Origin of the sequence: uncultured Actinomyces sp. (genome assembly GCA_900541895.1) — a bacterium.
Taxonomy (GTDB): Bacteria; Actinomycetota; Actinomycetes; order Actinomycetales; family Actinomycetaceae; genus Pauljensenia.
The window spans coordinates 27432-50961 of sequence record UWSI01000011.1 but is presented as its reverse complement, the minus strand read 5'-3'; the positions used below and the strand labels follow the sequence as shown (position 1 = coordinate 50961).

General features: G+C 55.9%; 21 protein-coding genes. 14 read left to right on the top strand and 7 right to left on the bottom strand.

Annotation, left to right across the window (positions count from 1 at the left end; all coding sequences use genetic code 11):
• From QZR18_RS04465 to QZR18_RS04445, 5 genes are all read right to left on the bottom strand, one after another.
• The coding region (locus tag QZR18_RS04465; RefSeq protein WP_295910454.1) for a hypothetical protein at nt 1-853 on the bottom strand (853 nt) is incomplete at its 3' end.
• Between the two features lie 176 nt (nt 854-1029).
• Nucleotides 1030-2019, bottom strand: coding sequence for a hypothetical protein (locus tag QZR18_RS04460; protein WP_178705562.1), 990 nt, complete (start codon nt 2017-2019; stop codon nt 1030-1032).
• A gap of 176 nt (nt 2020-2195) precedes the next feature.
• Nucleotides 2196-3215 (bottom strand): hypothetical protein, encoded by a 1020-nt coding sequence (locus QZR18_RS04455; protein WP_295910453.1) that lies wholly within the window; start codon nt 3213-3215, stop codon nt 2196-2198.
• A gap of 176 nt (nt 3216-3391) precedes the next feature.
• On the bottom strand, nt 3392-4210 hold the full coding sequence (locus tag QZR18_RS04450) for a hypothetical protein (protein WP_178705568.1): 819 nt from the start codon (nt 4208-4210) through the stop codon (nt 3392-3394).
• 112 nt (nt 4211-4322) lie between these two features.
• Nucleotides 4323-4907 (bottom strand): hypothetical protein, encoded by a 585-nt coding sequence (locus tag QZR18_RS04445; protein WP_295910451.1) that lies wholly within the window; start codon nt 4905-4907, stop codon nt 4323-4325.
• Nucleotides 4908-5267: 360 nt separating this feature from the next.
• On the opposite strand from QZR18_RS04445, the gene QZR18_RS04440 reads away from it, so the two are divergent.
• Nucleotides 5268-6788 carry an amino acid permease gene (locus QZR18_RS04440; protein WP_178705573.1) on the top strand — a complete coding sequence of 507 codons (1521 nt, stop codon included), beginning with the start codon at nt 5268-5270 and terminating at the stop codon, nt 6786-6788.
• A 166-nt stretch (nt 6789-6954) separates the two neighbouring features.
• On the opposite strand, the gene msrA is transcribed toward QZR18_RS04440, so the two are convergent.
• The gene (msrA, locus tag QZR18_RS04435; RefSeq protein ID WP_178705576.1) at nt 6955-7749 is read right to left on the bottom strand and encodes a peptide-methionine (S)-S-oxide reductase MsrA; all 795 of its coding nucleotides are present in this window, start codon (nt 7747-7749) and stop codon (nt 6955-6957) included.
• Nucleotides 7750-7847: 98 nt separating this feature from the next.
• Nucleotides 7848-8111, bottom strand: a complete 264-nt coding sequence (gene rpsT / locus QZR18_RS04430; RefSeq protein WP_009408961.1) for a 30S ribosomal protein S20 — start codon at nt 8109-8111, stop codon at nt 7848-7850.
• A gap of 290 nt (nt 8112-8401) precedes the next feature.
• Here rpsT and lepA point away from each other — a divergent pair, with 290 nt between their 5' ends.
• The 13 genes from lepA (at nt 8402) to QZR18_RS04365 (ending at nt 23515) form a co-directional block, all read left to right on the top strand.
• Nucleotides 8402-10261: a translation elongation factor 4 gene (gene lepA, locus QZR18_RS04425; protein ID WP_178705579.1), complete on the top strand. Its 1860-nt coding sequence runs from the start codon at nt 8402-8404 to the stop codon at nt 10259-10261.
• Nucleotides 10262-10386: 125 nt separating this feature from the next.
• Complete coding sequence (trmB, locus tag QZR18_RS04420) at nt 10387-11130, top strand: tRNA (guanosine(46)-N7)-methyltransferase TrmB (protein ID WP_295910459.1); 744 nt, start codon at nt 10387-10389, stop codon at nt 11128-11130.
• A gap of 422 nt (nt 11131-11552) precedes the next feature.
• Nucleotides 11553-12815, top strand: coding sequence for a CynX/NimT family MFS transporter (locus QZR18_RS04415; RefSeq protein ID WP_178705585.1), 1263 nt, complete (start codon nt 11553-11555; stop codon nt 12813-12815).
• On the top strand, nt 12812-14080 hold the full coding sequence (hemW, locus tag QZR18_RS04410; protein WP_178705588.1) for a radical SAM family heme chaperone HemW: 1269 nt from the start codon (nt 12812-12814) through the stop codon (nt 14078-14080). The genes QZR18_RS04415 and hemW overlap by 4 nt, the downstream gene beginning before the upstream one ends.
• Nucleotides 14081-14184: 104 nt before the next feature.
• The gene (locus QZR18_RS04405) at nt 14185-15069 is read left to right on the top strand and encodes a DUF3097 family protein (RefSeq protein ID WP_178705715.1); all 885 of its coding nucleotides are present in this window, start codon (nt 14185-14187) and stop codon (nt 15067-15069) included.
• Between the two features lie 91 nt (nt 15070-15160).
• On the top strand, nt 15161-16177 hold the full coding sequence (gene hrcA, locus QZR18_RS04400; protein ID WP_178705591.1) for a heat-inducible transcriptional repressor HrcA: 1017 nt from the start codon (nt 15161-15163) through the stop codon (nt 16175-16177).
• A gap of 21 nt (nt 16178-16198) precedes the next feature.
• The gene (dnaJ, locus tag QZR18_RS04395; RefSeq protein WP_178705594.1) at nt 16199-17320 is read left to right on the top strand and encodes a molecular chaperone DnaJ; all 1122 of its coding nucleotides are present in this window, start codon (nt 16199-16201) and stop codon (nt 17318-17320) included.
• Nucleotides 17321-17336: 16 nt separating this feature from the next.
• Nucleotides 17337-18152: a 16S rRNA (uracil(1498)-N(3))-methyltransferase gene (locus QZR18_RS04390; RefSeq protein WP_178705597.1), complete on the top strand. Its 816-nt coding sequence runs from the start codon at nt 17337-17339 to the stop codon at nt 18150-18152.
• A 1-nt stretch (nt 18153) separates the two neighbouring features.
• Nucleotides 18154-19161 (top strand): PhoH family protein, encoded by a 1008-nt coding sequence (locus QZR18_RS04385; RefSeq protein ID WP_178705600.1) that lies wholly within the window; start codon nt 18154-18156, stop codon nt 19159-19161.
• 3 nt (nt 19162-19164) lie between these two features.
• Nucleotides 19165-19614 carry an rRNA maturation RNase YbeY gene (ybeY, locus tag QZR18_RS04380; protein ID WP_178705603.1) on the top strand — a complete coding sequence of 150 codons (450 nt, stop codon included), beginning with the start codon at nt 19165-19167 and terminating at the stop codon, nt 19612-19614.
• Entirely contained in the window at nt 19611-20921 is a 1311-nt protein-coding gene (locus QZR18_RS04375; protein ID WP_178705606.1) for a hemolysin family protein, read from the top strand. Before ybeY ends, QZR18_RS04375 begins: the two co-directional genes overlap by 4 nt.
• Nucleotides 20922-20926: 5 nt before the next feature.
• Complete coding sequence (era, locus tag QZR18_RS04370; RefSeq protein WP_178705609.1) at nt 20927-22063, top strand: GTPase Era; 1137 nt, start codon at nt 20927-20929, stop codon at nt 22061-22063.
• 162 nt (nt 22064-22225) lie between these two features.
• Nucleotides 22226-23515, top strand: a complete 1290-nt coding sequence (locus QZR18_RS04365; RefSeq protein WP_178705718.1) for a threonine/serine exporter ThrE family protein — start codon at nt 22226-22228, stop codon at nt 23513-23515.
• The last annotated feature ends 15 nt before the right edge of the window (nt 23516-23530 follow it).

Genomic DNA, 23530 nt, shown 5'->3' with positions numbered 1-23530 from the left:
GAGGCTGCTGAGGTGCCTGCGGGTACTGTCCGGGTGCGGGGTACTGGCCGCCCATGGGCTGGCCGGGGAACTGGCCCTGTGGGTATTGGCCGCCTTGGGTCTGGGCCTTCTTGCGGTTGCTCATGACAACGAATGCGCCAATGCCACCGATGACGATGACTGCCAGGACCAGCAGGAAGATCCACCTCGAGCCGGAAGAGGAGGAAGACGAGGTGGAGTCAGGTGTCGAGGATGCTTTGCTGGTGGAGTCGGAGTCTGCTGAGGCGCTGCTTGTCGAACTGCTCTTCGCTGTGGAAGAAGCAGCTGCCTTGCCGTTCGTGCTGCCTTCGACCTTGACAGCGGTCTTGACGTTCGACCACGTGACCGTACCCGTTGACTTGTCGATCGTACCGCCATTATCGGCAGAACTGGGAACCAAGCCGCCAGCAAACTTCGCAGTCACCTTCCCAATGCTGTCAAAGTTGTAGCCGGGGAACATTTCAGGCAGGAGCTTCAACACGACATCAGACTCGGAAGTGAAGGTGAAGTTGTTTCCAGAGACCTCCAAGAACTCATTGATATCAGTGTCGTTGGCCTGGCTGATCACGTCACAGACGTTAACTGAGCCTTCTGTATGGAACTTGGTGCTGAGCTCTGGGTTATTGGTTGAAATTACGTTGCATGTTTGCTCTGTCAGCAAAGTTTTTGAGCTGTCCCTATAATGCTGGATGTAGCTCAACTGAGTTGCAGAGGTGAAATCGTAGGTCTCGTCCAAGCCGAGACGCGGTTCGTCAGCGAAAGCAGGGCCTGCTGCCAACGCAAAAGAGCTTGCAATGGCAAGGATGCCGATAGCTCCAATTGAGCGTCGTTTCATGGGAGTTCCTTTGTTTAGAGGGTATGTATTCAACAGAATAAATGCATTTGTGAATACAGACGAATTCGATGACGTTTAAATTCTGAAAATGTCGTGGCCTGAAGATCGCCGCGAATGTGAATGGGTGGTGTGCAAGCTCTGTACACCACCCATTTCAATTATTGGCCTAAAACCGCTCAGGCTTGTGGGTATTGTCCCGGCTGCTGGCCTTGCTCAGGGTACTGCCCCGGCTGCTGAGGTGCCTGCGGGTACTGAGTCGCCTGCGGGTACTGTCCCTGCTCGGGGTATTGACCGGGCTGGGGCTGTCCTGTGGGTGCCGGGTACTGGCCGGGTGCGGGGTACTGACCCTGTTGCGGGTATTGGCCGCCCATGGGCTGGACGGGGTATTGGCCGTTTTGGGGCTGGGCCTTCTTGCGGTTGCTCATGACAACGAATGCGCCAATACCACCGATGACGATGACTGCCAGGACCAGCAGGAGGATCCACCTCGAGCCGGAGGAAGAGGAAGAAGAGGTGGAGTCAGGTGTCGAGGATGCTTTGCTGGTGGAGTCGGAGTCTGCTGAGGCGCTGCTTGTCGAACTGCTCTTCGCTGTTGAGCTACTCTTCGCTGTTGAGCTCGCTGATGAAGAAGCAGCTGCCTTGCCGTTTGTGCTGCCTTCGACCTTGAGCGAAGTCGTCACGTCGGTCCACGTGACCGTACCTGCAGCTTTATCGATGGTGCCACCATTGTCAGCAGAGGTCGGAACCAAGCCGCCCGCGAACTTCGCAGTTACTTTTTGGATCTTATCGATCGCCATGGTCTTTGATAGTTTCTTGAATGCATCGTCACTTTGGGACGTGAAAGTAAATTTGCTCCCCGAAGTTGTGAGAAGTTCTTTAACGTTGCTACCTGAAATCTTCTGGGTCACGTCGCAGATCGTCGATGAACCTTCAGTGCGGAAGGTAGGAGTCACAGTTCCTCGTCGAGCCTTATCGCAATTCTCCTTGGTGATGCGAACTCCGTTGACATCGATAGTGCTCAGTGTGTAGCTGGCTTCCGTTGGAGAAGAGAAATCGTAGATTTCTTCCACGGCGATCTCTGGGTCTGCGAAAGCAGGGTCTGCTGCCAACGCAACAGAGCTTGCAATGGCAAGAATGGCGATAGCTCCAATTGAGCGTCGTTTCATGGGAGCTCCTTTGTTCAGAGGGAATGTATTCAACAGAATAAATGCATTTGTGAATACAGACGAATTGGATGACATTTAAATTCTGAAAATGCCGTGGTTTGAAGAAAGCTGCGAATGTGAATGGGTGGTGTGCAAGCTCTACACACCACCCATTTCAATTATTGGCCTAAAACCGCTCAGGCTTGTGGGTATTGTCCCGGCTGCTGGCCTTGCTCAGGGTACTGCCCCGGCTGCTGAGGTGCCTGCGGGTACTGAGTCGCCTGCGGGTACTGTCCCTGCTCGGGGTATTGACCGGGCTGGGGCTGTCCTGTGGGTGCCGGGTACTGGCCGGGCTGAGGTGCCTGCGGGTACTGTCCGGGTGCGAGGTACTGACCCTGTTGCGGGTATTGGCCGCCCATGGGCTGGACGGGGTACTGGCCCTGTGGGTATTGGCCGCCTTGGGGCTGGGCCTTCTTGCGGTTGCTCATGACAACGAATGCACCGATGCCACCGATGACGATGACTGCCAGGACCAGCAGGAGGATCCACTTCGAACCAGAAGAGGAGGAAGACGAGGTGGAATCAGGCGTTGAGGATGCTGCGCTGGCGGAGTCGGAGTCAGCTGAGGCACTGCTTGTTGAACCGCTCTTCGCTGTGGAAGAAGCAGCTGCCTTACCGTCCGTACTGCCCTTCACCTTGACATTAATCTTGACATTGGACCAAGTAACTGTGCCCGTCGACTTATCGATCGTGCCACCATTATCAGCGGAACTGGGAACCAAGCCTCCAGCGAACTTCGCAGTCACCTTCCCAATGCTGTCAAATTTGCCGTTGGGGAACTCTTTAGACAGGGACTTCAACACGCCATCAGACTCGGAAGTGAAGGTGAAGTTGTTTCCAGAGACCTCCAAGAACTCATCGATATCAGTATCCTTAACCTCGGTGATTACATCACAGACGTTCACTGAGCCTTCTGTGTGGAACTTGGTTTTGAGGTCCGAGTTAGTGCTTGAAATGTAGCTGCATGTTTGCTCTGTAATCAAAGTTTTTGAGCTGTCCCTGTAATGCTGGATGTAGCTCAACTGAGTTGCAGAGGCGAAATCGTAGGTCTCGTCCACGCCGAGAGGTGGTTCGTCAGCGAAAGCTGGTCCTGTTGCCAACACGAGGCTGGCTGTGAGTGCCAGGGTGCCTGCTGCCCCGATCGTGCGTCGCTTCATGAGAGTTCCTTTGCCTAGAGGGAAGCTTGTTCACAGGATAAGCAGTAATTAAGGGCTGTGACGAATTGAGTATCGTTTGAATAACGAAAGGCTTTAAAGAAGCTGAATTGAGTGCAAAAGTGTGGTGGGTGGCGCGTATATAGTGCGCCACCCACCGTATGTATCACGAGTATTGCTCAGGCTTGGGGGTACTGACCTGGCTGCTCTCCTTGTTCAGGAACTTGGCCCTGCTCAGGTTGCTGCGGAGCCTGCGGGTATTGATCCTGCGAGGGGGAAACACCTGACTGGGGCTGTCCGGTCGGTGCGGGGTACTGGCCTCCGAGGGGTGGGAGCGGGAATTGGCCGGTTTGCGGCTGGGCTTTCTTCTTGCGGTTGCTCACGACAACGAACGCACCAATGCCGCCAATAACAACAACTCCAAGGATCAGCAGGAGGATCCACTTTGTCGAGGATGGCGAAGATGAATAGATCTTGCCTTCGGTATGTACATCCGTTGACACATTGATCCAGGTAACCGAATCGCCGGTTGGGGCAATCTGCGTGTCACCACCGTCTGGAACAACTGCAGACTCGATCCTGTATCCCTTGGGGAATGTCGCGATCACCTTCATGTTTTCAATGCCCATGCGGGAACCGAGACCGGTTAAAACAGAGCGACTCTGTGATTCGAAAGTGAAAGTATCGTCGCTGACCTTCAGGATTTTTGCGACTTCGTCAGAAGGAGCGTCTTGGAAGATTGCGCAGGTAGTGCTGGAATTCACCTGCTTAAAAACTGTATTTGCACCAGATGATTGCGCCTTCTCACACGCCTCCTTCGTGACCACGGTGCCCGAAGAATCGCTCATCCTTAAGGTGTAGGTCATCTTTGTTGCAGAAGAGAAGTTGTACTCCTCTTCAAGAGTGATGGTGGAATCAGCGCTGGCAGTACCAGCAGACAAGGCCAACGCCCCGGTGATTGCGATAGCTCCAAGAGATCCAAAAATACGGCGCTTCATAAATCGCCCCCTCTATATGTGATGTTTAAAGCGAAGACAGAATACAGAACCGGCGCCAGATGATCCAGTTTTGTATCGACGTGAGAGTACTTGAAATGGGAAAAGCCCCTAGCTAGCGCTGTTGGTGCTGGGCAGGTCGACAATCCTTTCCCCTGCGTAGTCTGGTGGTCAAAACGATGATCGACGCAAGGAAGGAGACTCCAATAGCAATGTACTTCGCTGGTACCCCTCGGCTTTCGCCTTGGGAAGAAGACTGATCATCATTGGTCGATGCCGAAGGAGCCGCTTGTTGTGTAGAGTCGACCTCTCCAGTGGCACTGACTATGGAAGGTGCATTGGTCCAATGCACTGCTCGCTTGGCTGGATCAACTTCTCCTGAAGTATCGGCGGATGTTGGTACGTATCCCTCGGGGAATTGGACGTTGATGTTGACTGTTGGGCTATCGCCGCTTGTATTAGCACCGTCGGTGATTCCCGCCAAGATTATTGACGTTTGGGATGTGAAAGAAAAACCTTTCTCGGTGACGGTCAGGAACTGTGAGAGCGTTGATCCCTCATAATCTGCTGAAATCCTGCATGTATGAGCTGATCCGTTGGACATAAAAATGGGGGTATCTCCACCGAGCTGGAGCTTGCTGCACGTGTCTTCCGTGAGGGTTGTCCCTGACGCATCGGTGATAGATGCTGTGTAACTCATGTGCGAAGGCGTGCTGAAGTCGTAGCTTTCGTCGATGCTGAGGGTAGGGGTTGCGTAACTTGCACTGCCAATGCAGAGTGCTGAAAGAGACAGGCTGCATACCCATAACATCTTCGGAAGGTTTCGCCTCATAATTATTCCAATCATACGGTTGGGGGATATGTCTATTTTTCTCAAGGATACTGCCATTCTTAGGGTTTCTGGTTGAATATGTTGGCGAAGTAACATGGATATTAATTCCCTCACAATCGCGTCCAAAAGGTAAACAAATTGGAAAAGATAGGTCATTGGATGTCACACTAATGGAACCAGAGTCGGCGGCGTCCGGCCGCGGACCGATAAACCAAAGGAGCGTGCGGCATGGAAACGCCGAACCCCAGTGCAATGGAAGTGAACCTTGAGACTGACCAGCAGGTCCAGTCCAAGGACAAGCCCCAGCGCACGGAACTTAAGCGTGGTTTATCGGCACGCCACATGCAGATGATCGCGATCGGTGGCGCGATCGGTACCGGCCTCTTCGTCGCCTCAGGCGCAACAATCTCAACGGCTGGCCCCGGCGGTGCTTTGGCTGCCTACGCCGTTATTGGCCTCATGGTCCTTCTGCTCATGCAGTCTCTTGGTGAGATGAGCGCACACATGCCCGTCGCAGGATCTTTCCAGACCTACGCCACGCGTTTCGTTAGCCCTTCATTCGGTTTTGCAATGGGCTGGAACTACTGGTTCAACTGGGCGATTACCGTCGCAGCTGAACTTGTGGCATCGGGATTGGTGATGTCTTACTGGTTGCCAGATGTTCCCTCGTGGGTTTGGGCGATTTCCTTCCTTGTCTTACTGACTGTTCTTAATGCCTTGAGTGCCCGTGTCTATGGCGAGGCAGAATTCTGGTTCGCCCTGATCAAGGTCATCACCGTCGTCATCTTCCTGATTTCTGGCACCCTGATGATCTTCGGAATCTTCAACGACTCTCCGGGAGTGCAGAACTGGACGACCGGCGATGCTCCCTTCCACGGTGGATTCTTGGCCATCATCTCAGTCTTCATGATTGCAGGCTTCTCCTTCCAAGGAACCGAACTTGTCGGTGTTGCAGCAGGCGAATCGTCTAATCCTCGCCGCGATGTGCCTCGCGCAATCAAGACCGTGTTCTGGCGCATCATGTTCTTCTACATCGGTGCGATCGCCATCATCGGCACTCTGATTCCTTTCACCGATCCGAACCTGCTGCGCGATTCTGCCTCGGATATTGCATACTCGCCCTTTACCTTGGTCTTTGAGCGTATGGGTGTTGCTGCCGCGGCAGCCGTCATGAACGCCGTCATTTTGACCGCGATTCTCTCCGCAGGAAACTCTGGACTCTACGCATCCACTCGTATGCTTCACTCGATGGCACTGAGCGGCCAGGCTCCTCGCTTCTTTGGAAAGGTCACAAGCCATGGTGTGCCGATCTACGCAATGCTCGCGACCTCGGCTGTTGGTGCACTGGGATTCGTTGCGGCACTGGTGAGTGAAGACACCGCTTACACGTGGTTGCTCAACGTTTCAGGCCTCTCCGGATTCATCGTCTGGCTGGGTATTGCGGCATGCCACTGGCGTTTCCGCAGGGCATATGTCAAGCAGGGGCGCTCCCTTGACGAGCTTCCCTACAAGGCGCCCTTCTTCCCCTTCGGTCCGATCTTGGCCTTCACCATGTGCTTGATCGTTCTGCTGGGCCAGAATTACGAGGCCGTCTTCCGTGGTCAGCTCCTGCAGGTTGCCTCCTCGTACATCGGCCTTCCGATTTTCTTACTCATCTGGTTGGGCTACCACCTGGTGAAGAAGGACCGTACAGTCAGCTTGGACGAAATGGACGTTGAGGGCGTGACCATTACGCCTGAAGAGGCATGAGTCGCTAGCTGTTAAACGCAATTCGGGGGAGGCAGAAATTGCCTCCCCCGAATTATTTGTTCCAGTATTGGGGCTGCTCTCAATAGAGACTGAGAAATGTGGCATCGGACATCGCGGCTCTCTCAAGCCCAAAATATCCGCAGCACACTGCACAGCGCATGAATCTCTACCTCGGTGGTTCGATGTTTACTTGCGCGGGCATATTGAGGATGCCCACGGGGCAGCTCACGCCATTTGGCCCGTGATTGCAATAGCCATCGGGATTCTTTTCTAAGTAGGCCTGGTGGTAGTCCTCGGCCAGATAGAAAGGGCCACCTGACTGGGCAAAGCAGGCCCCGGCCTCGCCAATCGTTGTATAGCAGCGGGCCCCCGGCACCGCGCGTTCCAACTCAGCCACCCACGCACCGCGCAGAAGCGATGCCACCTCAGCCTGCCTCGGCGTCGTCACCCAAATCGCGCTGCGGTACTGAGTGCCCACGTCGTTCCCATGACGGTTGGGGCGAGTGGAATCGTGGTTCTCGAAGAAGGTTTTGATCAGGCTCGCTCCGCCTTCGCCGGTTACGGAAGGGTCGTAGACAACAGCAACGGTCTCAGCGTGGCCCGTGCGTCCTGTACACACCTCTCGGTAGGTGGGGTTTGCATTTCCGCCGCCCATGTAGCCCACAGCCGTTGCCCACACGCCCTTCTGGCGCCAGAAGATACGTTCAACACCCCAGAAGCAACCTGCGGCAAGGTAGAGAACCTCGAAGCCGTTGGGGACCGGATCAGTCGCGCGCGTTCCGTTTACCGGGTGAAGTTCGAGCGCGTCCACGATTGGGTGCCTGCCTCCCGGGATATCTGCGGGAAGAGTGCCCGCAGTAGGGGAGTCTAGGTAGCGCTCGGCGTCCTTTGGTAAACGAGGCCAGTCTTGGTGTGGCCCTGCGGCGTGGCGCTGAGTAGTGGGTGAAGGAATAGCGGTCATCTTTGGCTCCTTAGCTTTGGTAGATAAAGATACTCACCCTTGGCACATAAAAATGTGGCCCCTGCAGTTTCCTGCAAGGACCACATCAAGCGATTAAATCAGCCGAGCGACTGGACGCGACGGGCAAGCTTGGACTTGCGGTTCGCGGCCTGGTTGCGGTGAATAACGCCCTTCGAGACGGCCTTGTCGAGCTTACGCGATGCGACGCGCAGAGCTTCAATAGCTGCTTCCTTGTCGCCAGCCTCGACGGCTTCGCGAGTCTTGCGCACCAGGGTCTTCAGTTCAGACTTGACTGCCAGGTTGCGCTGACGGCGCTTCTCGTTGGTGCGGATCCGCTTGATCTGAGACTTAATGTTCGCCACAGTCGGATTACTCCTTGGTCTTTCGTTCGTACAGGTCGGTGAGGGCTGTGTCAGTGTCGGGACTGGGGCATGGGGACACCCGCAAACGACTCTAACCAGACCCCCTGCCCGACCAGGCTGGGAGTCCGAAGGACAACTTTAGCAGAAATAGAAGCGCAGAACGACCTCCGATATCCCTATAAAAGCCCGATAAATGGTGAGAACGCACACCCTATCGGCGTGGAATTGGCACCCCGGTGCTTACTAATGGGACGATAGACCAGACGTCACAACCCTTCCGGAGGTCTTGCTTGTCCCCGATTCCTACTCCTGAGCAGCTCGCGCAGATCCAACCCGCGGCCACTCCGCAGGAACGTATCCGTAATTTCTGCATCATCGCTCACATCGATCACGGCAAGTCCACTCTGGCTGACCGCATGCTCCAACTCACCGGTGTGGTCGCCAGTCGAGATATGCGCGATCAGTACTTGGATCGCATGGATATTGAGCGCGAACGCGGCATCACTATCAAAAGCCAGGCAGTGCGTATGCCCTGGGCCTTCGAAGGTGAGCCTTTCGCCCTGAATATGATCGATACCCCCGGACACGTCGACTTTACCTACGAGGTCTCGCGGTCCTTGGCCGCATGTGAAGGAGCAGTCCTCCTTGTTGATGCCGCACAGGGTATTGAGGCCCAGACTCTGGCAAACCTCTACCTGGCAATGGAAAATGACCTCACGATCATCCCCGTGCTGAACAAGATTGACCTTCCCGGAGCTCAGCCCGAAAAGTACGCCCAAGAAATTGGTCAGCTCATTGGCGTCGAGCCCGATGAAGTTCTGCGAGTTTCAGGCAAAACTGGCGAAGGCGTTCCCGCCCTTCTTGATGAGATCGTGCGCCAGATTCCCTCGCCTTCGGGTAACCCCGACGCCCCGACCCGAGCGATGATTTTCGACTCTGTTTACGACACCTATCGAGGCGTTGTTACTTACGTCCGAGTTGTCGATGGCATGCTCTCCACCCGCGAGCGCGTCCGAATGATGTCGACGGGCGCGACCCACGAGCTTCTTGAGATTGGTGTTATTTCGCCAGAACCAACCCCCTCGCAAGGGATTGGTGCAGGTGAAGTCGGCTACCTCATCACCGGCGTGAAAGACGTTCGTCAATCCCGTGTTGGTGACACTATGACTTCCGCAGTTCGCGGTGCCGAGGAACCGCTGGCCGGTTACCGCGATCCGCGACCCATGGTCTTCTCGGGCATTTACCCGGTCGATGGTTCGGATTTCCCGGACCTGCGTGACGCACTTGAGCGCCTTCAGCTCAATGATGCAGCGCTCACCTTCGAACCCGAATCCAGTGCGGCACTGGGCTTTGGTTTCCGATGCGGTTTCCTGGGGCTTCTCCACCTCGAAATTGTCCGCGAACGCTTAGAGCGTGAATTCAAGCTGGACCTGATTGCCACGGCTCCGAACGTTGTCTACAAGGTCGTTGCTGAAGATGGGACCGAAATTCAGGTCGATAACCCCTCAGAATTCCCCGAGGGGAAGATCTCTGAGGTCCGTGAGCCAGTTGTTAATGCAACGATCCTGACTCCGACTGAATTCACGGGCACGATTATGGAACTGTGCCAAGATCGCCGTGGAACCATGCGAGGAATGGACTACCTCTCTGAGGATCGCGTTGAGCTGCACTATCAGCTGCCTCTCGCAGAGATCGTCTTCGATTTCTTCGATCACCTGAAGTCGCGCACTCGCGGCTATGCCTCGCTGGACTACCACGAGAGCGGCGAGCAGGTTGCCGACCTGGTCAAGGTCGATATTCTGCTCAACGGTGACCGCGTGGATGCCTTCAGCGCTATTGTCCACAAGGATCAGGCCTATGCCTATGGTCTGCGAATGACGAAGCGCTTGAAGGAACTGATCCCACGTCAACAGTTCGAAATCCCCGTCCAAGCTGCGGTGGGCGCACGCGTTATTGCCCGTGAAAACATCAAGGCTCTTCGCAAGGACATGCTTGCCAAGTGCTACGGCGGCGATATCACTCGTAAGCGCAAGCTGCTGGAGAAGCAGAAGGAAGGCAAGAAACGTATGAAGTCGATCGGGCGCGTGGACGTGCCCCAAGAGGCCTTCATCGCTGCGCTGACCTCTGACGTGCCCACCGGAAAGAAATGATCGTGGCAGAGGATAACGAGGCCGCGGGCGGGGCGGCAGCACAGGCTGCAGATATCGCTCAGTCTGCTGGCGTCAACACGCGCAATGGTCGTCGGCCGGGAGGCGCACCCGAGGGGACCGTCTTCATGAGCCGGACCAAATCCTTCACTCGGCGCAGTCGTGAGCTTCCTCCAAACCTTGCGCGGACGTGGGATGCTCACGCCGAACGCTACGTCATTGAGCCCCGCCGAGGCATTGGCTACACGACCGTTGCCGAGGATTTTCGACTGGACCCCGTTGAACTATTTGGTCGTAGCGCTCCGCTGACTTTGGAGATCGGATCGGGAACGGGCGAACAGATCGTCGCTGCGGCTGCTGCTCATCCCGATCGTGATTATCTTGCGCTTGAAGTGTGGGTTCCTGGGATTGCGAAGTTAGTTTCAAAGGCTGTAGAAGCCGGCGTCGACAATATTCGAGTTCTCGAGGCCGATGTTGCGCAGGCGCTCCCGATCATGCTGGGGGATGCCTGCCTTGACGAGGTCTGGACCTTCTTCCCTGACCCGTGGAGGAAAGCGCGCCACCGCAAGCGCCGCCTCGTTAGCGATGCCTTCGCGCTCCAAGTTGCCCGAGTGCTCCGCGATGGGGGAGTGTGGCGTCTTGCGACCGACTGGGATGACTACGCCTGGCAAATGCGTGATGTCATCGAAGCCTGCCCGCTCTTTGAGAATCCTCACGTGGGGCAAAGGCCTGATCCAGAAGATCCTCAACCCCAGCGCGGTGGATTTGCTCCCCGATATGAGGGGCGAGTCGTCACCCATTTTGAAACCCGAGGTATTGACGCGGGGCGCAGGGCTCATGATGTCGTTGGAGTTCGCGTGCCTCGGAAATGATGGCGATCGGACCCCAAATTGTTGCATGCTCACCATCCTTTTCTCCCGTGTCACAAAGAGATTCACGTGACATTCTGGGTGTCAATATTTCACGTGGTTGACAAAGTTTTATATGCTGTCTGATGCATTGAGCTTTCACCTTGCGTGAAACGCCGGCTTCCTCTTCGCGATAGGCGGATCTGCGAAGAGTGGAGATGCGTTCTCTCGAGAACGCGCGGGGCGGGGCTTCCTCGATGAACCGAGAATCCCCCGCCTCGGTCCGCAACGTGTGCCCGCTTCCCCGTAAGAGGAAGCGGGCACGGTCATATTCTTTTCGAGTTGTACCCGCTGCCCGGGGGGAATTTGTACGCTAGGTGATTTCCACCGCGAACTGTGAAAACATTGCTGATGGGTGTGTGGTCACAACGAAGAAAGAGCTTGCCGTGAAACAGGGTGCTTACGCGCGATTTTTCCAGCGTAGGTTCGTGTGGATCCTCATCATTCTCAGCGCTTTCATCCTTCTTGCCGGATCGTTGCGAGGAGGCATCACCGCGCTGCCTCCGATTATTGACGTTGTTCAAAAAGAACTGGGACTTTCTGCCGCCGAGGCCGGCTTGGTCACTTCTATCCCGGTCTTCTGCTTCGGGTTCTTCACCCCGCTGACCTCGATTGTCCTTCGCCGTGTTGGTCTTAACCACGCTGTGTCACTTGGATTGGTGATCGTCATCGTCGGTGCGATCGTGCGCTCTCTGGGATACAGCTCAACCCTTTTTCTGGGGACTTTCCTGATTGGCCTTGGAACAACGGCGGGGAATCTTGTGATCACCATGCTGATCAGCAGGGACTTTCGCCACCGCGCGGGGATCATGACTGCCATTTACTCCACGATGATCGATGTGATGATCGCGGCCTCGACGGCTTTTACCTTTCCCCTAGTTGCCTATGTTGGTTGGCAAGGTGCTGCTGGAATATGGGGAGTCGGTCCAGCTCTACTTGCCCTAGTGGCCTGCTTGATCGTCTACCCCTTCAAACACCCGGGAATCCGGCCGTTTCTGGCACGCAAGGCAGGTTGGAAGCTTCGCTCAGACGATGGGCTCGTCACCAGCGGAGCGGCCACGGCCTCGGAAATCTATCGCTGGCCGATCGCTTGGCTCATGGCGTGTGCTTTCGCAATCAATACTTTCTGCTATTTCGGTGTTGCTGCATGGTTGCCGCGAATCTTGGCAGAAATGCTGCAGATGAACAGTACCGATGCCGGATTTGCCGCCTCGATCTACCACGTCATTGGAGTCATCGCGCCTCTGACAATGATGGCCCTTCAGCGACTGATCCGTGGCCAAACGTCGACAATCCTGGGGATAGTCTCTTGTGCATGGTTTCTCATGCCCCTTGGGATGCTCCTGTTTCCCTCCTTGTGGGTTGTGTGGAGCGCGTGCGGGGGACTGGGTCAAGGTGCATTCTTCTCAATTACCTTTACGCTGGTTATTGAACGCACGACCACTACGGCGCAGACGCGAACGCTTTCGGCGCTCGTCCAAAGCCTTGGTTATGGTCTTGGTGCGTTGGGGCCGTGGGCTATTGGGCGCATGTTCGATCTGACAGCGAGCTGGTTTTGGCCCTTCATCGTATTGACGATACTGACAGGAAGCCTGGTTGTGATTTCTCAAGTTGTTGCCCGCTCGACCTCCAGGCCGCACTCGCGATGAGTCCAGCACAGCCAGACGGTCAGCCCTGGGATCCACGCGGCGTACTTCTTCCGCAGCTCGCAGAAGCGAGCGCTCATCGCCCATTGTCGATCTACGTCCATGTCCCTTTTTGTCAGGTGCGCTGTGGATATTGTGACTTCAACACCTACACGGTGGGTTTTGGTCCCGGTGCAGACCGCGTGAGCTACGACTCCAGCGCGCTCGCGGAAATGAGCCTAGCTGCGCAAATTCTCAGCGATGCTCAGATGCCTGCACGCCCGGCCTCGAGCATTTTCTTCGGCGGAGGAACACCCACCCTTCTTGACCCCGCCGCGCTCGCCCGTCTACTTGACGGCATTCGCCAGAACTTTGGGATTGTTCCCGGTGCAGAAGTCACGGTGGAAGCCAATCCCGAAAGCCTTGACGAGGCCGTTCTTGAACGTCTGCATAAGGCTGGGTTTACCCGCGTGTCATTTGGTATGCAATCTGCTGTCCCCGCGGTTTTGCGCACGCTGGACCGCCGTCATGACCCAACAAGACTTCCCGGACTTGTTATAGCTGCTCGTCAGCTAGGTTTAGATGTCTCTGTTGATCTCATTTACGGTGCTCCGGGTGAAAGTCTGCAGGATTGGGAGGTTTCTCTTCGCGAGGCCATCGCGATGGAACCGAATCACATCAGTGCTTACGCGCTGGTCATCGAAGAGGGAACCAAGATGGGAATGCAGGTAGCCCGCGGAGAGCTCCCCATGCCAGACCCTGACGATGAGGCCTCGAAATATGAAATTGCCGATCGCCTGCTGGGCGAAGCCGGATACGCCTGGTATGAGATCTCTAATTTTGCCCGGCGGGAATCGGGAGAAGAAGGGTGCCTATCGACTCAGCTTCGTCATGCCTCGAGACACAACCTTGCCTATTGGCGTGACTGGGATTGGTGGGGGTTCGGACCCGGAGCGCACTCTCATGTCGGTCGCTATCGCTGGTGGAATGTCAAGCATCCCTCCGCCTATGCGCAGCGCGTTACCCAGGGGCTTTCCCCCGCACAGGCAGGTGAAATTCTTGATGCGCAAACGCGAGAGATGGAACGTGTTTTGCTCGCAGTGCGCACCAGTGAAGGTGTGGAAGCGCCTCACGCTGGAGCCGAGCGCGACACATTCCTCCAAGCTCTCCCGACTTTGGCCTCGGAAGGGCTGATCGAGGCAGCACCCGCCGCCCAAGGCCGCGCGATCGTGACCCTTCAGGGACGTCTATTGGCGGATTACGTGACCCGCTGCCTCTTGGGTTACTGAGTCTGTGCGGCTACTGAGTTAGGAGTCGCACAACTTCTCCGAATCCGAGTGTTGAAGCGTGTCAGGGGCGCTCGCGCTCATAGTGTTGTGCGGTGACTTCAGATATGTACGGGACAAATATCTTTGAATTCGACCCGCACCGCGATGGGCCGGGCGCTCGGCGACCGCGCTCGGTGGAGGTACCCGTCGAGTACGGCATGGTGCTTGAGGACATTTCCAGCGGATGGGTTGGCGCGGTCACTCGCGTTGAAAAATCCGGGGGAGTGCACCTGGTTGAGCTTGAAGACCGTCGAGGCCGGAAGCGTTCTTTCCCCCTAGGAGGCGGGTTTTGGTTGGAGGGCAAGCCGATTATCGCGCTCCCTCCGAAGGCTGCTCCTGCTCCAAAAGCTCCTACGCTCACCACTCCGGGTGGCCGCGCGCTGACGAATTCGGGGTCGATCGCCCCCGAGAAGCGAGTGGCTCGGGTTGCCAGGCAATCGCGCATCTGGGTTGAAGGCCGTCACGATGCGGAACTGATCCAGCACGTGTGGGGCGAGGACCTAGCCGATGTTGGCGTTGCCGTGCAGCTTCTAGAAGGCGTGGATCACTTAGAGGAAATTCTTGAAGTTTTTGGACCCACAAAAACCGTCCGCGCTGGAGTCCTGGTTGATCACCTGGTCCCGGGCTCCAAGGAATCGCGCATTGCCGAGGCCGTATCTATCCGTTGGAAAGACGCGGTGTTGGTGGTCGGGCACCCCTTCGTTGATATTTGGCAAGCTGTGAAGCCGCAGCGCCTGGGGCTCCAGGCATGGCCGGATGTTCCCAAAGGGACCGATATTAAGCACGGAACCTTGGAATACTTGGGGTGGCCTCACGCAAACCAGGCGGATATTGCTCATGGCTGGAAGCGGATCTTATCGACCGTTCGTAACTATAAGGATCTTGAACCGGCACTTTTGGGTCGGGTTGAAGAGCTCATTGATTTTGTGACGCAGTCGGGTTTGGAATAACTCGGTGGAAAGTGCTGATGAGGGGACGAAAAAGGTAATCCCGCGGTAAACTGGCACTCAGATAGCGTGAGTGCCAAATGAGGGAGGATGAATGAACGACCGGCGTCTGGACGTTCTTCGTGCCATCGTGTCCCAGTATGTCCACACACGTGAACCTGTTGGATCTAAAGCGATCGCGCAATCTCAAGACCTCGGGGTATCTTCGGCCACTATTCGTAACGATATGGCCGTTCTTGAAGAAGCCGGGCTGATCTACCAACCTCATACCAGCGCGGGACGTGTTCCGACGGATAAGGGCTATCGCGCCTTTGTTGATCAGCTGTCCACTCTCAAGCCGATGAGTCCGGCAGAACGCCAAGCCGTCGAAAAATTCTTGGCACAGGCGCAGGATTTAGACGATGTCGTCATGAATACCGTGCGTTTGCTTGCTCAAGTGACGCATCAGGTGGCGCTCATTGAATACCCTGTTCATGCGCGCTCGACGCTCAGTCGAATTGAATGCGTTGACCTGTCAGATCAGCGATTGTTGGTTGTTGTCATTACCCAGCAGGGCAAGGTTTTTGAACGCCTGCGTGAGATGCCTCAGGACGTCACTCAAGATGATCTTTTGGCTGTTCGTGCGGTTCTTAATGCTGCTTACCAGGGAATGAGTGCTGCTCAGGTGCGTGCGCATTGTGAGGTGCTCTCTCAGACACTTCCCCCGACGCTGCTTGCATTTGCAACAGAGATGAGTGACACCGTCGCGACCTTGCTTCAGGGAGAGCCTTCCTCGCGTATCGCAATGGCAGGGATGTCGAATCTTGCGCGCAGTGGTGTTGATTTCCACGACATTGCACCGGTCCTGGACGCTTTGGAAGAGCAGGTTGTCCTTCTTCGTCTTTTCGCTGAGATGGATGAAGGAAACGGCGATGTTCATGTCTCCATTGGCTCTGAAAACGGCCATGACGCTTTCGTTGAAACCTCTCTTGTCTCCGGAACCTATGCCTCCGGAGAAAACTCGGCGCACCTCGGGGTTCTTGGACCCACGCGCATGGACTACGCCTCGGCAATGTCCACGGTCCGCGCCGTGGCCTCGTACCTCTCTAAATTCCTGAATTCCACACACTGAACGGGTTACAAAAGGACATTTGTGAACGACGATTACTACGCAATCCTTGGAGTCTCTCGCGATGCCGACCAGAGCGAGATTAAGAAGGCCTATCGCAAGAAAGCCCGCGAAACTCACCCCGATTATGGTGGGGATGAGGAAGCCTTCAAGGCCGTGTCGGTTGCCTATGAAACCCTCTCCGACCCAGAAAAACGCCGTATGTACGACATTGGCGGTCCCGATGCTGCGCGCGGCGGCGGTGGTTACGGCGCCGAATCCTTCGATTTTGGTGACATTCTGACGACAATGTTCGGCGGCGCCTTCGCCGGTGGCTTTGGTGGAAACCAAGGACCGGCATCACGCACTCGCCAGGGCCGCGACCAGCTGACTCAGGTTGCAATCACTTTGAAGGACGCGGCTTTTGGTGCTCACCAGCAGGTTTCGCTCAACACCTATGTGACCTGCGAGGTGTGCCACGGGGCTATGTGTGAGCCGGGAACCGAAGCGGTGACCTGCACGACCTGTAAGGGGCAGGGATACTCGATCCAGCAGCAGCGCACCATGCTGGGAACTATGCAAACTCAGGTTCCCTGCCCAAGCTGTCAGGGTTATGGAACCGTCATTGAACATCCCTGTCACGAATGCTCCGGTCAGGGACGCGTTCGTGCACATCGCAACTTGACCATTGATATCCCCGCCGGCGCGGGTGATGGAATGCGCCTGCGTCTTGCCGGACAGGGCGAGGCCGGTCCCGGCGGTGGTCCCAATGGTGATCTCTACGTTGACATTGTCGAAAAGCGCGATCCTACTTTCTCGCGTCAGGGTGACGACCTGTACATGACGGTGACCGTTCCCATGACCGCAGCTGCCTTGGGAAGCACTTTTGAGCTGGAGACATTGGACGGCGCTCAGTCTGTGACCATTCAGCCCGGTACACAGCCCGGCGATGAGGTTCGCTTGGATGGACTGGGTGTTGGCCATCTCCAACGCCCCGGTCGCGGAGACCTTCACGTCGCAATTAACGTCGAAATCCCGCGCAAACTTGATGACCGCTCACGCGAGCTCCTTGAAGAGCTCTCCCAGGTTCGCGGAGAAGAAAGCGTCCGTCCTGAAAAGCGCGGATCCTCCTTCTTCGACAAGCTTCGCGAAACCTTCGGCGCCTAGTAAGGACATCACCTGTATGACGCTTCCGGTTTTCATCGCTCCCGACGCGGACGCATTGCGCGCCTGCGCGCGGGGAGATTCCTACGTATTAGACGGGGATGAAGGCTTTCATGCGGCAACCGTTCGACGGATCGATGTCGGAGCCATGCTTGATGTCGTTGACGGGGCGGGGCTTCGTGCTCGCTGCACGGTTATTGACCGCGCAAAAAAGGCCCTAACGCTGCGCATTGACTACCTTGAAGGTGAGGATAAGCCGGGGGTTGAGCTGCTGTTGATCCAAGCCCTCTCAACGGGCGGACGCGATGAAATGGCCATCGAAATGGCAACGGAAGTTGGCGTTGACGCAGTAATGCCATGGCAGGCAAATCGCAGTGAGGTTCGCTGGAAGGGTGAAAAAGCCGCGAAGGGCATACGAAAGTGGGAATCCACATTACGATCAGCGACAAAACAATCGCGGCGCGCATTTATCCCACGCCTTGAAGAAGCCCGTTCATCCGCTGCCTTAGCGCAATGGATTGCGCAGAACACTCAAGATGGCGCTTGGGTTCTGGTCTGTCACGAGAGTACCGATCGCCGCCTGACTAAACTCCTTCCTCAGCTGCGCGAGCTAAGCGCCCACGCCTCGTCGGCCTCGGCCGCCCAGTCCCGGTCTTCTTGTCCTCCCAAGATTGCCGTCATTGTTGGCCCTGAAGGTGGGGTTGACCCCGATGAGCTTTCTCTTTTCGAGGCCGCGGGAGCGAAAATCTGCCTGCTGGGGAATACCGTCCTTCGCGCTTCAAGCGCCGGACCCGTTGCGCTTTCACTGATCAGCGACGCTATTGGGAGATGGTGACATGGACGCCAAACGAATTGATATTCCCCGCGGCGTGGATCCCGTCGTGCTTTTTGGAACTTCAGACCGCGTTTTGCGAGCTCTTGAAAACGGTTTCCCTCAGGTCCGCTTCACCTTACTTGGCCGCACTTTATCCATGGTTGGGCCCGAAGGGATTGCGGATATGGCCGCTCAGCTGGTCGAAGAGCTGATTGAACTTGCTCGAGATGGACATTCTCTTGACGCTGACGGCGTTGAACAGGCAATTGCTCTGCTCATGACGGCGAGTTCCACGGACGAACGCCCCCAAGAAATTCTGCGCTCGCGGGGACGATCCATTCGACCGCAATCTGGTGGGCAAAAAGCGTATGTCGAGGCGATTGAGCGTTCGACCGTCGTCTTTGGGTTGGGACCTGCGGGCACTGGAAAGACCTACCTTGCGATGGCCCAAGCTGTATCCTCCCTGCTTTCCGGACAGGTGCGCCGAATCGTCTTGACCCGCCCTGCGGTTGAAGCGGGAGAAAATCTTGGTTTCCTTCCGGGCACGCTCACGGACAAGATTGATCCCTATCTGCGTCCGCTCTATGACGCGCTGGGAGACATGATGGATCCGGATGCACTGCCAAAACTCATGGCCTCTGGTGCGGTTGAGGTTGCTCCCTTGGCATATATGCGCGGACGAACGCTTAACGATTCCTTCATCATCTTGGATGAGGCTCAGAATACGACGCTTGCACAGATGAAGATGTTCCTGACCCGTCTAGGCTTCAACTCGAAGGTTGTTGTTACCGGTGATGCCTCACAGATCGACCTGGCGGGGGAGCGCTCTAGTGGCCTCTTAGTCATTGAAGATATTCTCAGTGGCATCGATGACATAGAATTTTGTCATCTGACAAGCGCAGATGTTGTGCGTCATCGCCTTGTCGGACAGATTATTGACGCATACGAACGTTGGGATGAGTCCATGGCCAGCCTCAAAGCACGCCGTGACCGTTCCCTGCACGCCCGTACCCGACACAATGGACGCTGAGTCATGACTGAAGTTTTGAACGAAACCGACTACCAGATCGACTGTGAAGAGTTCGTACGCTTGGCTGACTTCGTACTCAGCGCTATGCATGTCTCCACAGAGGTCGAGCTCAATATCATTTTCATTGACCCCGAGCCCATGGAAGAACTCCATGTTCGCTGGCTGGATCTGGAAGGTCCGACCGATGTCATGAGTTTTCCCATGGATGAGCTCCGTCCTGGAACTGCGGATCATCCGACGGAATCGGGAACCCTGGGCGATATTTGCATCTGTCCGCAGGTCGCGGAGCAGCAGGCTCACCAGGCCGGACATTCCTCAGTTGAAGAAATGCTCTTCTTGGCGACTCACGGCATGCTTCACCTTCTGGGTTATGACCATGCAGAACCCGCTGAAAAAGAAGAAATGTTCGCCCTGCAACGCCAGCTCCTCTTGAGCTTCCTCGCACAGCGATGATCGAAGCTGCTATCCCCGTCGCGGGGATGAGTATCCTTGCCGCAATTGCTCTTCTGAGTGCAATGATTCTTGCGGCAAGTGAGTTTTCGATCGCTAAGCTCACCCACGCTGCGGTTGAAGACCTGATCGAGGACGAAAAGAAGAACGCCCGGGCCCTGTTTAAGCTGGTCGATCAGCGTCGCTTAGTTATTTTTGTCCTTCGAGGCGTTCGCACCTTCATGCAGGTTGTCTTTGCCGTTTCAATGGCGACCATTGCTCTGCATTTTTCACACTACTGGTGGCTGGGAGGGCTAGTTGCAATCGTCATTGTGACGATTGCGCAATTCTTTGCTAACAGCATCATTGCCACGCGCTGGGCACAGCGCAATCCCACCGGTATCGCGCTCTTCTTCACGCCCCTGATGACCCGTTTGGTCGCTATCGCACATTTCTTCTCGCCGGCCGCTCAGAAGGTCAAGGCCTACCTTCCGCAGTCTGAGCGAACCGAAGCTGAGATGCGTGCAGATATGGCAGATGAACTGCGTGAAATGGTTGATCGCGTTGGCGAAACAGAAGGCCTTGAAGAAGAGGACCGAGAGATGTTGCGCTCGGTTTTCGAATTAGGGCATACCTTGGTTCGTGAGGTGATGGTCCCGCGGACCGAAATGCTGACGATCGCATTCGATGTTCCGGCTCGGAAGGCATTACGCCTCTTTGTACGCTCCGGTTTCTCACGGCTACCTGTTATCGGAGAGGACACCGACGATGTCCGCGGAATTTTGTTCTTTAAGGATGTCGTTCAGCGCCTTGAAAACCATGATGGAGAACATGAACTTCGCGCTGATCAGATGATGCGTCCTGCCGAGTTCACCATCGAAATGAAGCCGGTCGATGATCTGCTGCGTCAGATGCAGTCCGAACACTTCCACCTCGCCATGGTCGTCGATGAATATGGCGGGATCTCGGGCCTCGTTACCCTCGAAGACATCATCGAAGAAGTCGTTGGCGAACTCACCGACGAACACGATCGCAATACCATCGAGCCCGAAGAAATTTCCCCGGGCATCTGGCGCGTTCCTTCGCGTTTCTCCATTAGCGAGCTTGGAGAGCTGTGGGGACTAGAACTTGAAGACGAAGACGTTGATTCCGTTGGCGGCTTGCTGGCCAAAGCGATTGGCCGTGTTCCGCTTCCGGGGGCAACTGGCGATATGCTCGGTGTGCACATGGTTGCCGAAGAAGCCCGAGGCCGCCGTCGTCAAGTTGGCACAATTGTCTGTTCCTATGTCCCTGAAACCCAGACCGAAGACTCTGAAGATCACCAGGAGTGAGAAAGATGCATTTCCCCAGCGATGATGAATTGATGGCCGGTCCGAACGCCTTCGAAGGCGTGGATCTCGATGCTCTTGAACTTCCTGATGAGGACTCGCAGGACGATGAAGACGTCGATGCTGAGCTTGACGAGGCCGATGATGAGCGCGCCCACGACGTTGAGGATTCCGTCCAATCCTTGCGTCAACTCCGTGCAGAAACAAATGCGGGCGTAGACATCATCGTTCCCGACTTCCCAGAAGACTTTCGCGCGGGCTTCATCTCCATTGTTGGTCGTCCCAATGTCGGAAAGTCGACGCTGACTAACGCTCTTGTTGGCCACAAGGTCGCCATCACCTCGGGCCGCCCCGAAACGACACGCCACAACATTCGCGGGATCGTCCACGGCGAGAACTACCAGTTGGTATTGGTCGATACGCCCGGATACCACCGTCCTCGCACGCTGCTGGGTAAGCGTCTCAATGATATGGTTCGCGAGGCCTTGGCTGAAGTTGATTGCGTGGTCTTCTGCATGCCTGCGGATCAGCGCATCGGACCGGGAGACCAGTTCATTGCTCGGGAGCTACGTTCTGTTCGACGCCCCGTGATTGCGGTTGCGACGAAGTGCGATAGCGTGCCGCGCGAACGCGTGCTTGAACACCTTCTGGCAATTGAAAAGCTGGGGGAGTGGAGCGCGATTGTTCCGGTTTCGTCCTTCAAACACGAAGGCATCGATCGCCTGCGTGAAGTTTTAGCGGAAAAGGTTCCCCTCTCTCCGCCCCTGTACCCGCAGGACGACATCTCCGATGAGTCACGCGAAACGATGATCGCAGAATTCATTCGTGAGGCCGCGCTGGAGGGCGTGCGCGATGAGCTTCCGCACTCGCTTGCCGTGAAGGTCGAAGAGATCATTGAACGCCCCAAGCGTGAAGGCGATGATCGTCCGCCTCTGCTGGATATCCACGTCAATGTCTATGTCGAACGCGATTCCCAAAAAGCCATCATTATTGGCAAGAAAGGCTCGCGTTTGAAGGAGATCGGCACTCGGGCCCGAGCACATATTGAAGAATATCTGGGGCGCCGTGTGTACCTCGATCTGCATGTGCGTACCGCAAAGGACTGGCAGTCCGACCCGAAGATGCTTCAGCGTTTGGGCTTCTAATACCTGAACGTGGGGGATGCAACAAAAGGATCCTGACCAGGGTCCCGAGCTTTGCAGTCTTCTTCGTGGCATGCTTATCCCGTGAGCGAAAATCCCCAGAACCCTAACGCCTCAGCGCCTTTTCCGTTTGACCAGGACGACGCATCACTGACTGTGCACCGCATGGCTGCACATGATCGCCTGTCCCATCAGTCCCGAGTCGTCCTGCGCCTTGGCCAGATGCTTCTTTCTGCCGGCGCGGGCTCGTACCGCGTGAAGGCTTCGATGCGGACCTGTGCCGAGGCCGTTGGTATTGAGAAGCACCATGCTCAGGTGACCTTTACCGAGATTGTTGCGACAGCTTATGCGAATGGTACTTTCCGTACCGAGCTTGCTGAGCAGCGTCTTCTGGGAGTGAATGCGGACAAGATTGACCGCATTACAAACTACTTGGCATCCATTGAAGGCAAGCAGGTGCTTGTTGAGGATGTCGATAGGGCTCTTGACCGGATCGAATGTGTGAAGCCGCTGTATGGCTGGCTAGCGAATGCGCTTGCTTCTGGTCTAGCCTGTGCGGCCTTCTCCTTCCTCAACGCCGGGGGATGGGTTGAGTGCTCTGTCGTGGCAATTGCAGCCTTCTTCGGTCAGTTCCTCCGGCGCCAGATGCTCAAGCGACACATGAACCACTTTGGTGTGTGGATGCTTTGTGGTGCAGTTGCTTCTGCCATCTACATTCTGTGCGTCTATCTGGCTCAGAAATATCTGGGTGTTGAACCCACACATCAAGCGGGCTTCGTTTCTGCGTTGCTCTTCTTGGTTCCCGGCTTTCCATTGGTGACAGGAATTATTGACCTGGTCCGTCACGACTTTGCGGGTGGTATTCAGCGAATCGTGTATGTTGCAATGCTCGTGGTCTCTGCTGGCGTTGCCGTATGGACAATTTCGGAGGTCTTTAATTGGTCGGTCACTCCGCAATACATCGTTGAGCTTCCGCCGATTATTCACTTTATATTGCGCTTCTTTACCAGCTTCGTTGCGGCGTATGGCTTCGCGATGCTCTTTAATTCTCCGCCTAAGGTATGTACGGCTGCGGCTTTTATCGGTGCGGCTATTAATACCGGTCGCATCTTTCTTGCAGTTGTCCTGGGTGTTCCGGTCCCCGCGGCGGTTGGGCTTGCAGCGCTTGCAGCTGGTCTTCTTGCGGCAGCAGTTGCAAACCGCACGCGCTTCTCGCGTGTGACACTCTCCGTTCCCGCGGTGGTCATCATGATCCCGGGTGTGCCCCTGTACCGTTCGCTCACATACTTGAACAATGGGCAGACCATGGACGCATTGGCGCAGCTCTTTACGGTCCTCTTCACGATTGTTGCGATTGGTATCGGCCTGGCGATTTCACGAATGCTTACCGACCGCGCGTGGCTCATGGAGAAACCAGTGTGCGTCCCGAAGCTCGAGGAATGCGGCGTCGAGTAAGAGCCGGTAGGCCAA

Excerpts from the sequence above, each read along its gene's own strand:
- QZR18_RS04405 (WP_178705715.1), top strand. The coding sequence starts at position 14,185 with ATGTACGGGACAAATATCTTTGAATTCGACCCGCACCGCGATGGGCCG.
- QZR18_RS04450 (WP_178705568.1), bottom strand. The coding sequence starts at position 4,210 with ATGAAGCGCCGTATTTTTGGATCTCTTGGAGCTATCGCAATCACCGGG.
- hemW (WP_178705588.1), top strand. The coding sequence starts at position 12,812 with ATGAGTCCAGCACAGCCAGACGGTCAGCCCTGGGATCCACGCGGCGTA.
- ybeY (WP_178705603.1), top strand. The coding sequence starts at position 19,165 with ATGACTGAAGTTTTGAACGAAACCGACTACCAGATCGACTGTGAAGAG.
- msrA (WP_178705576.1), bottom strand. The coding sequence starts at position 7,749 with ATGACCGCTATTCCTTCACCCACTACTCAGCGCCACGCCGCAGGGCCA.
- era (WP_178705609.1), top strand. The coding sequence starts at position 20,927 with ATGCATTTCCCCAGCGATGATGAATTGATGGCCGGTCCGAACGCCTTC.
- QZR18_RS04385 (WP_178705600.1), top strand. The coding sequence starts at position 18,154 with ATGGACGCCAAACGAATTGATATTCCCCGCGGCGTGGATCCCGTCGTG.
- QZR18_RS04455 (WP_295910453.1), bottom strand. The coding sequence starts at position 3,215 with ATGAAGCGACGCACGATCGGGGCAGCAGGCACCCTGGCACTCACAGCC.
- QZR18_RS04375 (WP_178705606.1), top strand. The coding sequence starts at position 19,611 with ATGATCGAAGCTGCTATCCCCGTCGCGGGGATGAGTATCCTTGCCGCA.
- QZR18_RS04440 (WP_178705573.1), top strand. The coding sequence starts at position 5,268 with ATGGAAACGCCGAACCCCAGTGCAATGGAAGTGAACCTTGAGACTGAC.
- QZR18_RS04390 (WP_178705597.1), top strand. The coding sequence starts at position 17,337 with ATGACGCTTCCGGTTTTCATCGCTCCCGACGCGGACGCATTGCGCGCC.
- hrcA (WP_178705591.1), top strand. The coding sequence starts at position 15,161 with ATGAACGACCGGCGTCTGGACGTTCTTCGTGCCATCGTGTCCCAGTAT.
- QZR18_RS04460 (WP_178705562.1), bottom strand. The coding sequence starts at position 2,019 with ATGAAACGACGCTCAATTGGAGCTATCGCCATTCTTGCCATTGCAAGC.
- QZR18_RS04365 (WP_178705718.1), top strand. The coding sequence starts at position 22,226 with ATGGCTGCACATGATCGCCTGTCCCATCAGTCCCGAGTCGTCCTGCGC.
- QZR18_RS04445 (WP_295910451.1), bottom strand. The coding sequence starts at position 4,907 with ATGAGTTACACAGCATCTATCACCGATGCGTCAGGGACAACCCTCACG.
- trmB (WP_295910459.1), top strand. The coding sequence starts at position 10,387 with ATGAGCCGGACCAAATCCTTCACTCGGCGCAGTCGTGAGCTTCCTCCA.